Origin of the sequence: Rhodoblastus sp., assembly GCF_019449565.1 — a bacterium.
Classification (GTDB): Bacteria; Pseudomonadota; Alphaproteobacteria; order Rhizobiales; family Beijerinckiaceae; genus Rhodoblastus.
In genome coordinates this window covers 46369-61270 of sequence record NZ_JAGRPM010000038.1, presented here as the reverse complement: position 1 = coordinate 61270, position 14902 = coordinate 46369, and the positions used below count along the sequence as shown (strand labels likewise).

Genomic DNA, 14902 nt, shown 5'->3' with positions numbered 1-14902 from the left:
TCCAAAAATTGAGACAGACTTGAAAGAAATTGACATAGACTTGGCTATGTGACCGATCGTGACGCGGCGCGGTCTACAGCAGCGCTTCAAATTTCTCGTAGTTGTTTTTCTTGGTCGCGCGGATCCTCCATTCCGCGACAGGAGCGCAAGGCGCGCAAGAAACTCACCATCCAGTTGCAGGCGTCGTGCTGACGAATACGCTTCATGAGCATCTGATGGCGCTCGATGCGCTCTTCCTTCCGCATTTCAATCGCCCGCCGCATCGCATGCGCGACCTCGTCGATGTCATAGGGATTGACGATCAGGGCTTCCTGCAGATCCTCCGCGGCGCCCGCGAAGCGTGACAGGATCAGAACGCCGGGATCGGTTTCGTCCTGCGCCGCGATATATTCTTTCGCGACGAGATTCATGCCGTCGCGCAAGGGCGTGACGAGGCCGATGCGACTGGCGCGGTAATGCACGGCGATGGTTTCGCGCGGCACGGAGCGATGGATGTAGCGCAGCGGCGTCCAGTCGAAATCGCCGAACTTGCCGTTGACCTTGCCGGACAGGGCTTCGAGTTCGTGGCGGATGTCGATATAGGCCTGCAAATCATCGCGGGTGGGCGAGGCGACCTGGATCAGGGTCATCGGCTTGTCGTTTTCGGGATAGGAATCGAGCAGCCGCCGGAAGGCCCGGAATTTTTCCGGCAGGCCCTTGCTGTAGTCCAGCCGGTCGACGCCTATGGCATAGAGGCGCGTTGCGCCATGACGCTCATATTGGCGAATTTTATTCGCGCCCTCGGGATCTTCCGCCATCGCGACGAAGGCGTCGACGTCGATCCCGGCCGGGAAGACGCCGGTCTTCAGAACCTTGCCCTCAAGCCTCACAATATCCGGCGCGACGATCTCGCCGCCCAGAACTTCGCTGACGAAACGGGAGAAATTCGCCTGGTCGGAGGCGGTCTGAAAGCCGACGAGATCGTAATCGAGCAGGGTCTGCGCCAGCCGCTCATATTCGGGCGCGGCCGTCAGAATATCCGGCGGGGGGAAGGGAATATGCAGGAAAAACCCGATCTGGTTGCCAACGCCGCGCGCCCGCAAATCGGCGCCGAGCGGGATCAGATGATAATCATGGACCCAGATGAGATCGCTGCGGCGCAGGTGCGGTGTCAGCAGGTCGGCGAAGCGGGCATTGACCCGTCGATAGCCTTCGCCGGCCTCGAGTGTGAAACGGGCGAGATCGAGCCGGTAATGATGGATCGGCCACAGGACTTCGTTGGAAAAGCCGAGATAGAATTCACGATAATCGCGCTCGGTGAGCGGGGCGGTCATCATCGTGCAGCGGCCATGCTTCGCGGAAGAGATCGCGATTTCGCACTCCTCCGCGACAATATCCCCATTCCAGCCGAACCACAGCCCGCCCCGATCGCGCATGGCGTCGAGCAGGCAGACCGCCAGACCCCCGGCGGCCTGGCCAGGGCCGGGATCGGAAACGCGGTTCGAGACGACGACGAGCCTGGTCAAATGATGGCCTCCCAAGGACGGGAGAGGCGCACGGCGCAATTGACGATGCCGACAAGCGAATAGGTCTGCGGATAATTGCCCCACATTTCGCCGCTCTTGGTGTCGACGTCCTCGGACATCATCCCGAGGCGATTCCTCAATTTCAGCAATTCGCTGAAATATTCGCGCGCCTCCTCGACGCGGCCCATGCGCGCCAAGGCGTCGATGCGCCAGAAGGAGCAGGTGTTGAAGGCCGTGCCGGGCGCGCCGAAATCATCGGCCGCTTCATAACGCATCATGTGCGGGCCGCGCCCGAGCACCTTCTCCAATTGCTTGACGGTCGAAACCATGCGGGGGTCGCGCGGGTCGATGAAATCCACTTCCGTCATCAGCAGCACGCCGGCGTCGAGATATTCGCCCTCGAAGGAATCGACGAAGGCTTGCCGCTTCTTCGACCACGATCGCTCCAGAATGACTTCCCGAATGCGGTCGGCGCTGGCGCGCCATTCGCTTGCGCGCTGAGTCTCGCCAATATGGAGGGCGATGCGCGCCAGACGGTCGGCCGCGGCCCAGCACATCAGGCTGGACGTGGTGTGGACACTGGCGCGGGTGCGATATTCCCACATGCCTGCGTCCGGCTGATCATAGAATTTGAGCGCCCTGCGGCCCAGCGCTTCGAGATGCTGAAAATCCGCCCTGTTTGGCGGCGAAAGCAGGCGGCGGTCGAGAAACATTTGCGCGACGCCCAGAATGACATTGCCGTAATTGTCATATTGGAGATGCTCATAGGCCTGGTTGCCGACGCGCACCGGTCCCATGCCGCGATAGCCGGGCAGGTCGGGAATCTCCCGCTCGATCAGCTTGTTTTCCAACCCGATCCCGTAGACGGGCTGGATGTCGTTCTCATGCAGGGACGCGACAATATTCATCAGCCAGCGAAAGTAATTCTCCATTTTCCGCACCGCGGCGAGGCGGTTGAGCGCGCGCACGACGAAATAGGCGTCGCGCAGCCAACAGAAGCGATAGTCCCAGTTGCGCTGGGTGCCGGGGCTCTCGGGAATGCTGGTGGTGAGCGCCGCGACGATCGCGCCCGTCGGCTCGTAGGTGCAGAGCTTGAGCGTTATGGCGGCGCGAATGACCGCGTCCTGCCATTCGAATGGCGTGGCGAGACGATGGGTCCAGGTGCGCCAATAGACGAGCGTGCGCTCCTCCAGCCGATCGGCGGTCTCCTTGACGCCAAGCTGCAAGGTTTCGTCGGGGCCGAGGAAAAGATCGAGCGGCGCGCTGAGATTGAAAAAGGTCTCGTCGCGAATGAAATCGATCGTCGCGTCAGTGGTCAGGCGCATGGTCGTCTGCGGGCCGACATAGCGAATATGATGCGATCCATAGGTGCGCGCAGGGGCGACCGAGCCATATTCGAAACGCGGCCTGAGCCGAATTTTGATACGCGGACTGCCGGAAATCGGCGTGAGCCGGCGCACAAGGGCCTGGGGATAAAACAGGCGATCCCGCCAGACGAAGCGTGGCGCAAAATCGGTGATGCGCAGCGAACCCTGCCTGCCGTGCAGTTCCGTCACAAGGACGGCGGTGTTCTCGATATAATGTTGTTCGCTGTGGACATGGTCTTCGAGTTCTATGGCGAAAACGCCATCGTCCGGCGCGTCTTTCGGGGCGCCGAGCAGGGCGTGGAAAACAGGGTCGCCATCGAAACGCGGCAGGCAATACCAGACCACACGGGCGTCCCGATCCACCAGTGCCGCGACCGCGCAGTTTCCGATGACTCCGAGGTCGAGATCGCTCATTTGAGACCGGCCGCCTTAGGCGGCGCGAGATCGCCAGGCGCGGCGATCATCGTGTCGAACCATTTGCGCAATTCCTGAACATTCGCCGCCCGATAGCGCGCGGCGGTAAGGTCCTCCCCGATCTTGATCGAAATCCCGCCGCAGGCGTTGACGGTGAGGAAGCCCGATTCGTCGGTCACGTCGTCACCGGCGAAAATCGGCCTCCTGCCCTTGAATGGACGCTCTTCGAGGAAGCTGGCGATGACGCCGCCCTTGTTGTTGCCATGCAGCCTGATCTCGCAAACCATCTTGCCGGTGATCAGATTGAGGTCCGCCCGGTCGCGGACGATCTTCTGGGCGACGGCCTGGCATCGCCTTTCGAAATCGGGGCGAAGCCGGTAGTGAATGGCCACGGCGCCGGCTTTACGTTCGATGACGACCCCCGGCTCGGAAAGAAAGGCGGCTTCGACGCGGGTCGCGATGGTTTCGACGGCCCCCTGGTCGATGATTGGGGAATGCAGCCGGCCGGCGGCGTCGCGGCGTTGCAGGCCGTGGACGCCGGCGACTGGCAGGACGAGGGGATGGAGCAGGCGGTCGATGACGCAGATATCGCGCCCCGAAACGACCGCCAGCGCCCGCCCGACCCTGTTATGCAGTCTCTCGATGAACTGAAGAGTCGCTGCGTCAACCCGAACGTCGTCGGGGCGGTCTTCGATCTCGACCAGGGTGCCGTCCAGGTCGAGAAAGATGCAATATTGCCCGAGATCGTCGAGTGCCGGCAGCATATGACGCGCTCCAATGGAAGCCAGAGCCTGGCGGGTGGTCTCAGTCTCGGCGCCGCGGCTGCTGCTTGCGGATTGCAGATTCATAGAAATTCTCCATTTGGTAATTCGCCGACAGCGGCGCTGGGGCGGCGACAAAACGCGGCGCCCTTGCCGGGCGCGGGCTTGTCGTCTCAAGGGCGTTTGTCGCGCGAGGCGACGCCAGCGGCGTCACCCGTCGATGAATTTCTTGATCGCGTCCTTGGCCTCGCCCGAGGCCTGCTGGACTTCGCCTTTGGCTTCCTGCGCGGCGCCCTCGACGCGCAGTTTGTCGTCATCGGCGGCATTGCCGACGGCTTTCTTGGCTTTGCCCGCGATCTGATTAGCGAAGCCGCGAATTTTATCGGTGGTGCTGGACATGATTCCCTCTTTCGTCATTTCCTCTTCCGCCAATCTCATCGCGAAGATGAAATCGCGTTGCGAAGGTCCTTATGACTTTTTCAGGTATGAATAGGCCGGAGCGTTTTTCATGCTCTCCTTGGTCACATTCGCGGTGATCTTCTTGACCGAATTATCGACGTCATAGGCGACGTTCAGCGAGCTGAAGGTCAGGGCGACATCCTTCTTGTCGATGCCCAGGAAACCGCCCACGCCGACGACGACCGCATCGACCTGGCCCGACTTGTTCATCACGAGATACTCGATGCTTCCGACCTTTTCGTCGCTCGGCGAATAAACGGTCGCGCCGACCAGCTTGCTGGCGAGCACCTGATTCGGTGCCTGATCGCTGACGGTGATGGCGCTTGTGGCCGCAGGCTTCATCGCGGGCGCGTTCGTCTGCGAGATCGCGAGGCCGGTGAGTGACAGAAGCGTAACCGTACTCAAAGCAGCAATATGTCGCATGATTTATGTCCTCTTCTCAGAGTGTTGATATATTTGGCGTCTATTTCTTTGCGCCACCATATCTTTATGGTTTGCAATATAACGTTTAATATACTGAAATGTTCCCATAAAAGCGATTTTTGTTTGTCGGAAAGGTGGTGGCGACGATTTCCTGGCCGCCGCATGCTTTACCGGCATTTGCCCGCGCAAACGCCGTTCGGGATCAGGTTTCGGCGTGAATTCTGGTCGATAACACGCCGTTTTGCGCCCGTGACGGCGGGCTGCGCCCGGGCGGCGTTCGACGCGGGCGTCACGTCGCAGGCGGCGCGGAACATTTTGATGTCGTCGCCGTTGGCGCTCCAGGGCTTCAGCCCCACCGGCATGGAGGCCAAAATGCGTACGCCGCTTCCTTCCTCTTCGACCGAAGGGACGAAGCCTTCGCCAATCAGCGAGGGCTTTCGCGCCTTTTCCGTAATGACGGCTCACTTGATGGGGAGGCCGGCGACCTTCGGCCTGGCGCTTGCCGTGGTGCTCGTCTGGGCGCTCACCGGTCCTCTTTTTCGGTTCAGCGACACCTGGCAGCTGGTAATCAACACCGGCACGAGCGTCGTCACCTTCCTTATGGTTTTCTTGATTCAGTCGACTCAGGATCGCGACACCGCGGCGATTCAGCTCAAGCTCGACGAGCTGATCCTGTCCGTTCGGCAGGCGAATAACGCCGCCATCGCGGCGGAAGAAATGAGCGATGTCGCAATCGACGAACTCAAGAGGAAAATTCGCAACCAGGCGGAAAGCGAACGCTGATTTTCGATGCGCGACCCTCGCCGGGCGCGCGGGCTACGATCAAGCCCGGTTCGAAACGAAATTATGTTCGGGCATCCATAAACGCCAAGTCAGGCCATCCGAGGTCCAGTTGATGTCCGAGCGCCCTCCCGTGGCGCGGGGCAGCAGAACCTGCACGAAGGATTTTCCAAAGCCGGTGAAATGGGAGATCGCGGTCGAGCTACAGCCTGTTTCCTCCCACAGCAATTCGATGCCGCCGGTTTCGTTTTCGACCGAGGACGCCCACGAAATTGCAACCTTCCCGTCCGTGCCGCGCATGCAGCCATGTTCAGCCGCATTGGTCGCCATTTCATGGATGGCAAGGGCCAGGTTCTGCGCGGACTCCGGTCCCAGACTAATGTCGCCGCCCGCCAGCGTCAGGCGGTCGATAGCGTTGGGCGCCGATTTTTTCCAGACGCATTCGATCAATTCCCGGAGATCGACATTGCGCCACTGAGCATCCAGCAGAAGGTCGTGCGCGACCGAGAGCGTCTGGATGCGGCCATTGAAGCGGGAGACGAAGGTGTCGATATCCGCTGTCGATCGGCTCGACTGGCGGGCGATCCCCATGATCACGGCAAGAAGGTTTTTGGTGCGGTGAGTCAGCTCGCGCAGCAGGCCGCGCAATTCCTCCTGCTGCCTCCTTTGAGCGGTCATGTCGATGGCGGTCGTCAGGACCCCCACATGGCCGTCGCGCCAGATCGGTTCGATCCTTTCATTGAACCAGCGGATCTCGCCCTCCAATTCCACGGGCACTTCGAGCACAACGCGCTCCATTTTCGCCATGGCCCTTCGTTTGGCCTCGGCGATCAGGGGCTCCGCGCTGGCCGGCAGCACATCCTTCTGCAGCCTGCCGACGACATTTTCCGACAACAATCCGTCGGGGAGGTTGTGAACCCAGACATAGCGCAGATCCGCGTCCTGCTGCGCCATCGCAATCCCGGTGTTTTCCAACGCATTGACGAAACGGCGATTGGTTTCGTCGAGTTGGCGGGTTCGGTCGGCGACGGCTTGTTCCAGCGCGGCTTTCGCTTCGCCGAGCTGCGCCATCTCGGCCTCGCCCCGCGCGACCACGCCGTTCAAGGCGAGATTGGCCTTCAGGAGTTCGCTGGGGGAGGGGCGGGCGAGCATGGAGGGCAACAGGCCCCAGATGGCGAAGCCCGCCATCACGGCGAGCCCCAGCGCGACGGCGCCGAGCGTCTGGACGCCATTCGTCCCCGGCGCCCAGCTCAGCAGGAGGTCGGCGGCGCGCGACGCTCCATAGGCGAGGAGGCCGACGACCGCGAGCCAGCAAGGCCGGAAGTCGTCGGCGTAAACGCGCCTGCGCTTTCCGTGGTAAAGCAGAAGAGCCAGCGCCGCGGACAGACAAGCCAACGGTACGGCGATGTCCGACACGAAGCGCATCGTCCCTACTTCTTAATGGCGGCCGATAAAACGGGCGATCGATAAAAAAACCCGCGCTCACGCGGCCGTCGCGGCTCCCTTCGACGCTTTGGCGTCGAAAAAAAGCGCCTGGCTGATGATCGCGCGGACCATATCTTCCTCGATCGGCTTGATGATCAGGAAGGCGGGCTCGGGCCGCTCGCCGGTCAGGAGACTTTCAGGATAGGCGGTGATGAAGATCACCGGGACTTCGAAAGACTTCAGGATGTCTTGCACCGCATCGAGTCCGGAGCTGCCGTCGGCCAGCTTGATGTCGGCGAGCACAAGTCCCGGCCGGGTGCGCCGCGCCATCTGCACCGCTTCCTCGCGCGTGCGGGCGTTTCCAGCGACCGTATGGCCCAATTCGGTGACAAGGCGTTCGAGATCCATCGCGATGATCGGTTCGTCCTCAATGACGAGGACGGAGGTCGAGGTTTGAATGCCGATCTCGTGGCCGGCGTCGTCGATAAGCTTCGAAAAAACTGGCGCGGACACTCCAAGCGCCTCGGCGGCCTGCTCCGGCGAAAAGCCTTCAACCGCAGTGAGCAGAAAGGCCTGCCGCGGCATGGGGGTTATCTCTTCCAGCCTTCGCTCCGCCGCCGAAGCGCCCTTTGGGCCGCCCGGCGCCTTATTCAGCGGCATGGCGTTCCAGATGCGTGAGAAAGCCTTGTAAACCGCTGTTCTTGCGTCGCAATTTCCGGCGAAAAGGGAGGGGTCCTCGATGATCGCCTCCAGCATCGCGACGACATAGGCGTCGCCGCTTGCCTGGCTCCCGCTCACAGCACGCGCGTATCGGCGCAGGTAAGGCAGTTGTGGGGCGATAATCGCGGAAATAGTCATGGCGAAGGTCTCCGTGCGCTGAACCGCTCGTCCATAGAGGAATGTGACGAGTAAACGTGGCTTCACGGCAAGAGTTCCTGAGCAAATTAAAAATTGGAACAGCTGGCCGGTCGCCGCGTTGGTAATAAGTTCGCAGTCCGCGTCCGCCCAGATCAGCGTCAACATAACGAACATACGGCGAGCAAAAATGGAAAATTCCCACAGATTTCCGCCCAGAAAGCCACCAATCAATTCCAAATTGCAACGCCATCTGGGGGTTCAACTGCAACGCTTGTTCGCGGAAACGGCCCATCAACCTATTCCCGCGCGGTTTTCAGATCTTCTCGATCAGCTGCATTTCGGTGGAGGCCCCGACCGCGCCGGTCACCAAGCCGACGGGACCGGCTCCGCGCGAATGAACGAGGTCAAGTAATGACGCCCAATTCCGAATTCAAAGCCGCCTTGCTCGCGGAGGTGGCGCAATTGCGCTTTTTCGCGCTGTCGTTCACCGGGCTTCCCGATCGCGCCGACGATCTTGTTCAGGAGACCCTGATCAAGGCCTGGGCGGCGGCGGATCGCTTTGAGCCAAATTCATCCATTCGCGCCTGGCTGTTCACGATCATGCGGAATGTTTTCTATTCCGATTATCGCAAGCAGAGGCGCGAGGTTCAGGACACGGACGGCTTCCAGGCCGCACGTCTGGTGTCTCATCCGGAGCAGGAAGGCCATCTGGATCTTCAGGACCTGAAAGTTGCGCTGAAGGGACTCACCGCCGACCAGCGCGAGGCGCTCTTGCTCGTGGCGGCGTCCGGGGTTTCCTATGAGGAGGCGGCGGCCATCTGCGGTTGTGCGGTGGGAACGATCAAGAGCCGCGTCAATCGCGCCCGCCAGAAGCTGATGGAGCTGATGGGCATCGAATCCGCCGATGAGATTGGCAGCGACTATCTGAACGCCGCCGAGGCTCGGAACTCCGACCTGATGACGACGTCTTAGCTGGCGCGCCTTCGATCGTCGCGCTTCCGCGGGTTTCAGGAACTTTCGCCGAGATCTTTCTCGTCGAGCGGGAAGGTGATGGAGATGGACGCGCCTTTCGCGGCGTCATCTTTCAGAATCTCGCCGCGAAGATTCACGGCCATGGCCCGCAGGATTTTGGAGCCGAGTCCGGTTCCGCGCGCGGCCCCGTTCGGGTCGAATCCGACACCATCGTCCGCGACGCACAGCACCGCGCGCGAGGGGGGCTCCAGACGCAGTGAAACCCTGATTTCTCCGGCCTCGCCCGGGGGATAAGCATATTTGAAGGCGTTGGTGGCCAGTTCGCCGACGATGACGCCAATTGAAATCGCCTTATCCGTAGTAATGGTGATGTTATCCGCCGAGAAGGCGATCCGGTGGGGACGCTTCTGATCGTGCAGGGTGTTCTGCAATTCATCGGTCAGGAATTGCAGGTAGTCGTCGAGCGCGACGAGACCGATCTTGTTGTGCATGTAAAGGCGGCGATGGACCCCGCCGATGGCCGTGATGCGCGCCTGGGTTTCCTGGAGCGCCTGAATAGCCACCGGGTCGGCGAGGCCATTGGCCTGCATCCGCACCATCGCGGCGACCATGCCGAGGCTGTTGGCGATGCGATGATTGACTTCGCGCAACAGGGCCTCGGCGCGGTCGCGCGCCTCGCGCACCTCTCTAGCCTGTTCGTCGCGGATTTTCTTGAGCCGCCAGCGTTCGTAGACCTTCTCGACCGCCGCGATCAGCAATTCATAAAATTCCTGCCCGATGTCCTTGACGACATATTCATCCGCGCCCGCTCGCAATGCGGCGACGGCGGTTCGCGCATCGGCGTCGGCCGTGACATAGACGACCGGCGGCCTCGGGCCGCGCGGGCCCAGTCGCTCCAGGACGTCAAAGCCGGTTTCCCCGATCAGAGCATGGTCCAACGCGATAACATCGACGCCGCCCTGCTCAAGACGCCTCATGGCGGCGTCGCCGGTCGTCACCGCCTCGACAATATGGCCGCGCTCCGCTAGTTTTTTTTTTACGAGGACGCCAAAGGCCTCGTCATCGTCGATAAACAGAATGCTCAGCGCCGTCCGGAATTCCGTACCATAGGGCATGTCAAGCCATCTCCGGAATCTGGATCACGGCCAGGAACAGTCCGAGCTGCCGTATCGCGGTGCTAAAATTATCATAATCCAGAGGTTTGGTAATATAGGCATTGGCCCCGAGATCGTAGCATTTCTCGATTTCGCGGCTGTCGTCGGTCGTCGTCAGCACGATGATCGGGAAACGGCGCGTGTGCTCGTTGCCTTTCAGCCGCGCGAGAATATCCAATCCGCTCATGTCAGGAAGATTGAGATCGAGCAGGATCAAAAGAGGTCGATGGGCCGCCGGATGCGGTTCGGTCCCATTGGGCTGCAAATATTCGAGAGCCTCGGCGCCATTGTTGAAGCCCACAATTTCATTGCAGACGGCCGCGCGCCGAATGTTTTTTTCGATTAGGCGCGCATGACCCGCGTCATCTTCGATCATGACGATCGTTACGGTCTGGTGGCGATCATCCATGGACGGCGCCTTTCGAAATTGCGTCACGCAAATCAGATGGAAGCATAACCGAAAAAACACTGCCGGTCTTTCCGTCGGATCTTACGCTTATGTCGCCGCCCAATCGGCGAACCAGCCGCCGGACATGCGCCAGGCCAATGCCTTCGCCGGGACGATCCTGTTTGCCGGAACGGCGAAAGAGGTCGAAAATGCGTTCATGATCCGACGGCGCGACGCCCCGGCCATTGTCCTCGACTTCGATCCGGACCTGCGATCCGATCCGGGAGCCCCGCACGACCACGCGTCCCGCGCGTTCGCTGGACAGATATTTTACCGCATTGTCGAGCAGGTTCGTCATGATCTGCTCCATCGCTCGCGCATCGCTGACAAATGACGGAAGCCGGCCTTCGATGGAAATCGACGCGTCCGCCTCGTTGAGGCTGTGCTGAAGGGACGCGATGCAATTCATCGTCAGGGCCGCCAGGTCGATGCTCTGCGGCTGCGGAGGCAGGCGGCCCAGCCGGGACACGCTCAAAATGGCGTTGATCAGACTGTCCATGCGCGTTGCGGAGGCCTGGATGAATTTCAACGCCTCCGGAATGTCCTCGTCGATGGCGCGCCGCGCTTTGACGATCGCCGGATCGTCCCGCTGGAGTTCCTGCCGGGCGAAGAGGGGCATGATGGCGTTGGCCGCCATATCGAGCTCCCTGGCGAAGCCGATGATATTCACGAGAGGCGCGCGCAGGTCATGGCCGACGATATAGGCGTAGCGTTGAATTTCGTCATTGGCCGTCTGGAGATCACGCGTTCTTTCGCGGACGCGCTCTTCGAGAGCTTCTTTGGCGGTGGCGAGCTTTTCATGCGCGAGTTGAAGCTCCTTGCTGCGAGACATAAACTGCGCAAGGGCGATCAAGGATAAGATCACGACCGCCGCCACGCCAAGGATCGTCAACAGGGCGAGACGCTCCGCGCTCCGCTGGGCTTGGTCGATCTTGTCGGCGCGGATCGCCGCCAGAGCGGCGCGTTGCGCGATCACGATGTCCCGGGCCTGGGTCATCAAATCGCGCCCGCCATTTATCGTTGCGGCGTCGATTGTCTGGCCCTGCTTTACCAGGGAGATGGTCCGTTCGAGCTCCGAAAACTTTTGATCCGCCGCATTTCCCAATACGGCCATCGCCACCGGAGCGGTCGCCATGCCGAGACTTTTCATCTGAATTTCCGCGCCGGCCAGATGCGAATTCATTGCGTCGCGCGCGGCCTTGAAAGGCTCAAGATAGGCCTCGTCATGGGTGAGCAGGAATCCGCGCTGGCTTGATTCAGCTTCGAGCAAAATATTGAAGGCGCGACTTAACTTCAATTCGGCGAGACTGACGTCGAGCGCCGCAGATGCGAGCTGCCCGGTCTTCTGCGAAAAGAGGTGGGCGCCGTAAACAATGGCGACGAGAATCAAGGAAGCCGCCACGACTATCGCGCTGGTGAGGCTCAGAACTTTTCGGCGCGGTCGCGGCATGTCCGGCTTGTCGTTGGCGTGGACGCGATAGGCTGGTCGAAATCGGCGCGGACGACCGAACTCTTGCAAGTCCTCAAGTCCGCGCCGTCTGTCCTGGCCGATTTTTTCTCAAGCGTGGCCGCCCATCAGCTGCATGATGGCGGTAACGATGAACAGCACCAGGAAGATTCCGAAAAGGACCCGGGCTATGCCCGCGGAGGTGGACGCAAGGCCGCCGAAGCCGAGAGCGCCTGCGACCAGGGCGATAATAAGAAAAATCACCGTCCAGTATAGCATGGCAAGATCTCCTCAAAATAAGGGCCTTAAACGAGGCGTTATTGAAACACCGCATTGAAGCTCTTGTTCCGAAAGCAAAGCCCCGCGACGGCAATATATTTTCACGCCTTAACCGGAACAGAGCGAGGCGCGTCCTGTTGCCCTGCCGTTGGTCGCTTCAATCTTCAAGCGCAGCCATTGCATCGTCTCACTATTGCGAAGTTTAGAGTCGCAGTGCCAAATGAAATTGGCCGATAATTCGGAACATTAGTCCTCAAGAGACGTTGTCCAATCGCGTCAACGAAAGCGGCGCAATCCATAATGTAAAGTCTAGCAACCGGCGCCTGCTCAAAGCGGCGGCGCGGTATGTTATTCATTGCTATACGGGAGAGAGATAAAATGTTGAAGAAAAGCCTTTTGTTTGGCGCGTTGGCGCTAATGGCCGCCGCGTCCGCGAACGCACAAGGCGTTCCGCGCGGCGCGGAAGAGGGAGCGCGGCGCGGAGCCCAAGATGCTGGCCCGGTCGGCGCCGCCGTGGGCGGAGTTGTTGGCGGGGTGGTTGGCGGCGTCAACGGTCTGCTCGGCACTGACGATCGTCCGCGTTTCCACCGCTACGTTACTGAACAGCGCCGTCCTTCCTATCACTACAACGGCAGGGTCGTGGTTGGCGCAGTCCTGCCGGAAAGCGGCGTGAGCTATTACGATGTTCCCGAGGAATATCACGTCCAGGGATATCGCTACACGGTGATCGATGGAACGCCAGTGCGGTCGATCCGCGGTCACGCACGATTGTCGAGGTCATCGACTGACATAAAGCGGGCTTGCTTTCTGGCGCGTCCTCGCGCGGCGGCTCGCATGAGCAGCATGTCAAAGTCGGAGAGCAAGGCCACAAGAACAAGTAAATTACTTTGGAGAGAGCTTCGCAGCTCTCTCCTTAGTTTTAAAGCTCGCCCGCGATTACTTGAAGGAGCATCATTTTAAGCCGCGCCATTTTGGCGCGGCCCTTGGAACTAAAATTGGTCCGGGCTGTTTGTTGATGAAACCGCGACGTTAAGGTCGCCGGTCTTTATCAATTTTCTAAACGGGAACGTGGCGGCATCGGTTGCCCCGGACGCCGCCTTCGCGGGCTGCCCACCAAAAGGAAGCCGCTCATGTTTCCTGCATTGCTTGAAGCGTTATCGGAAGCTGTTTACGCGACCGACGCCAAGGGCCGGATCACTTTCTTCAATGGCACCGCAGCCCAGATGTGGGGCGTCGCTCCCGACCTGGGAACGCGCGAATTCCAGGGCGTCTGGAAGGTTTTTTGGCCGGACGGTCTCCCATTCTCCGAAGACGAGACTCCGACCGCTTTGGCGCTCAAAAAAAACTGCGCCATTCGTGGGCTCGAAGCGATCGGAGAGCGATCCGACGGCCGTCGCATCGCCTTCAGCGTTTTTGCGTCTCCGCTGATGGAAAATGGCGCTGCGGTCGGCGCCGTGATCCTGATGCTCGACATGACCGATCGTACGCTCGTCGAACAGGCGAAAGAGAGACTGGCCGCCATTGTTGAATCATCCGATGACGCCATTATCGCCAAGGACATCAACGGCGTGATCACGGACTGGAACCGGGGGGCGGAACGCCTGTTTGGCTACAGCGCCGATGAGGCGATCGGCCGCTCGATCACCATGCTCATTCCCGAGGATCGTCATGACGAGGAGCCGGCAATTTTGGCGCGGCTGCGCCGGGGCGAGCGCATCGACCATTACGAGACGATCCGCCGCCACAAGGACGGCAGCCTGATCGAGATATCGCTGTCGGTTTCGCCCGTTAGAAACCGGGCGGGCCGCATTACCGGCGCCTCGAAAATCGCCCGAGACATCACGGTGAAACGGCGGGCGGAACAACAGCAGCGTTTGTTGCTGGCGGAAATGAGCCACCGGATCAAAAATCTGTTTTCGCTCGCGGGCAGCATCGTGACTTTGAGCGCGCGCTCGGCGGCTTCGGCGTCGCAGCTTGCTTCGGCGGTGTCAGAGCGTTTGCGCGCTTTGGCGAAGGCGCATGAACTCACAATTCCCACCGACGCCTTTCGCGCGACTGGCGCGCGCGCGACCCTGCAATCGTTGATCGAAACGGTCATGGCGCCTTATCAAGACCTCTGCGCGCCGCGGCCGCGAATCCGCGTGAAATGTTGTGACACGCCCATCAGTGGCGAGGCGGTCACGAGCTTCGCCCTGCTCATCAATGAACTGGCGACCAATGCCGCCAAATATGGCTCGCTGTCGGCGCCCGACGGCAGGGTCGAAATCAACTGCGGCGAACATGACGGCCGTTTCGTCATCGACTGGCAGGAGATCGGCGGTCCGAAGGTCTCGATCCCGAGCGGCGCCGAAGGTTTCGGCTCTCGTCTCGTTAATGCGACGGTGGAGGGACGCCTGAACGGAAGCATCAGGCGAGAATGGAAGCCGGAGGGCCTGGCTATTCACGTCTCGATCGACGCCGACCGCATTGCGCCAATGGAGATGGCCTGACGCGGCGCGCCTTCCATTCAGGCCCCTTGGGCCGCGCGCCAGACCTGACGGGTTCGCGATGCTTTCGAAAGGGGACGGAACAGAAGCGCGAGAGGTTCGTTTTCAGCTATCGCAAGATTGC

Annotated in this window: 14 protein-coding genes and 1 pseudogene; 4 read left to right on the top strand and 11 right to left on the bottom strand. The window is 60.6% G+C overall.

All coding sequences use genetic code 11. From position 1 onward, the window contains the following. Positions 1-86: 86 nt before the first annotated feature. From QZ409_RS08855 to QZ409_RS08835, 5 genes are all read right to left on the bottom strand, one after another. Positions 87-1505, bottom strand: a complete 1419-nt coding sequence (locus QZ409_RS08855) for a trehalose-6-phosphate synthase (RefSeq protein ID WP_296709573.1) — start codon at positions 1503-1505, stop codon at positions 87-89. Beyond that, complete coding sequence (locus tag QZ409_RS08850; protein ID WP_296709570.1) at positions 1502-3286, bottom strand: glycoside hydrolase family 15 protein; 1785 nt, start codon at positions 3284-3286, stop codon at positions 1502-1504. The genes QZ409_RS08855 and QZ409_RS08850 overlap by 4 nt, the downstream gene beginning before the upstream one ends. Further along, a complete protein-coding gene (gene otsB / locus QZ409_RS08845; protein ID WP_296709567.1) occupies positions 3283-4134 on the bottom strand; it encodes a trehalose-phosphatase in 852 nt (283 codons plus the stop codon). Before otsB ends, QZ409_RS08850 begins: the two co-directional genes overlap by 4 nt. A gap of 123 nt (positions 4135-4257) precedes the next feature. Further along, entirely contained in the window at positions 4258-4446 is a 189-nt protein-coding gene (locus QZ409_RS08840) for a CsbD family protein (RefSeq protein WP_296709565.1), read from the bottom strand. A gap of 69 nt (positions 4447-4515) precedes the next feature. Then, the gene (locus QZ409_RS08835; RefSeq protein ID WP_296709561.1) at positions 4516-4929 is read right to left on the bottom strand and encodes a PRC-barrel domain-containing protein; all 414 of its coding nucleotides are present in this window, start codon (positions 4927-4929) and stop codon (positions 4516-4518) included. 48 nt (positions 4930-4977) lie between these two features. Here QZ409_RS08835 and QZ409_RS08830 point away from each other — a divergent pair, with 48 nt between their 5' ends. Continuing rightward, positions 4978-5712 (top strand): low affinity iron permease family protein, encoded by a 735-nt coding sequence (locus tag QZ409_RS08830; RefSeq protein WP_296709558.1) that lies wholly within the window; start codon positions 4978-4980, stop codon positions 5710-5712. Positions 5713-5751: 39 nt separating this feature from the next. Here QZ409_RS08830 and QZ409_RS08825 read toward each other — a convergent pair whose 3' ends face one another. Both QZ409_RS08825 and QZ409_RS08820 read right to left on the bottom strand, forming a co-directional pair. Beyond that, a complete protein-coding gene (locus QZ409_RS08825) occupies positions 5752-7134 on the bottom strand; it encodes an HWE histidine kinase domain-containing protein (protein ID WP_296709556.1) in 1383 nt (460 codons plus the stop codon). Between the two features lie 57 nt (positions 7135-7191). Continuing rightward, complete coding sequence (locus QZ409_RS08820) at positions 7192-8058, bottom strand: response regulator (RefSeq protein WP_342394833.1); 867 nt, start codon at positions 8056-8058, stop codon at positions 7192-7194. Between the two features lie 345 nt (positions 8059-8403). On the opposite strand from QZ409_RS08820, the gene QZ409_RS08815 reads away from it, so the two are divergent. Then, on the top strand, positions 8404-8964 hold the full coding sequence (locus QZ409_RS08815; protein ID WP_296709552.1) for a sigma-70 family RNA polymerase sigma factor: 561 nt from the start codon (positions 8404-8406) through the stop codon (positions 8962-8964). A gap of 35 nt (positions 8965-8999) precedes the next feature. Here the strand turns inward: QZ409_RS08815 and QZ409_RS08810 are convergent, their stop codons facing one another. From QZ409_RS08810 to QZ409_RS08795, 4 genes are all read right to left on the bottom strand, one after another. After that, the gene (locus tag QZ409_RS08810) at positions 9000-10079 is read right to left on the bottom strand and encodes a response regulator (RefSeq protein WP_296709546.1); all 1080 of its coding nucleotides are present in this window, start codon (positions 10077-10079) and stop codon (positions 9000-9002) included. A 1-nt stretch (position 10080) separates the two neighbouring features. Continuing rightward, complete coding sequence (locus tag QZ409_RS08805; protein ID WP_296709543.1) at positions 10081-10527, bottom strand: response regulator; 447 nt, start codon at positions 10525-10527, stop codon at positions 10081-10083. Next, a complete protein-coding gene (locus tag QZ409_RS08800; protein WP_296709539.1) occupies positions 10520-11968 on the bottom strand; it encodes an ATP-binding protein in 1449 nt (482 codons plus the stop codon). Before QZ409_RS08800 ends, QZ409_RS08805 begins: the two co-directional genes overlap by 8 nt. A gap of 156 nt (positions 11969-12124) precedes the next feature. Next, positions 12125-12292: a DUF1328 domain-containing protein gene (locus tag QZ409_RS08795; protein WP_296709534.1), complete on the bottom strand. Its 168-nt coding sequence runs from the start codon at positions 12290-12292 to the stop codon at positions 12125-12127. 378 nt (positions 12293-12670) lie between these two features. On the opposite strand from QZ409_RS08795, the pseudogene QZ409_RS08790 reads away from it, so the two are divergent. Both QZ409_RS08790 and QZ409_RS08785 read left to right on the top strand, forming a co-directional pair. Further along, positions 12671-13080: pseudogene (locus tag QZ409_RS08790) on the top strand (DUF1236 domain-containing protein). 342 nt (positions 13081-13422) lie between these two features. Next, positions 13423-14781 (top strand): PAS domain S-box protein, encoded by a 1359-nt coding sequence (locus tag QZ409_RS08785; RefSeq protein WP_296709530.1) that lies wholly within the window; start codon positions 13423-13425, stop codon positions 14779-14781. Positions 14782-14902 lie beyond the last annotated feature (121 nt).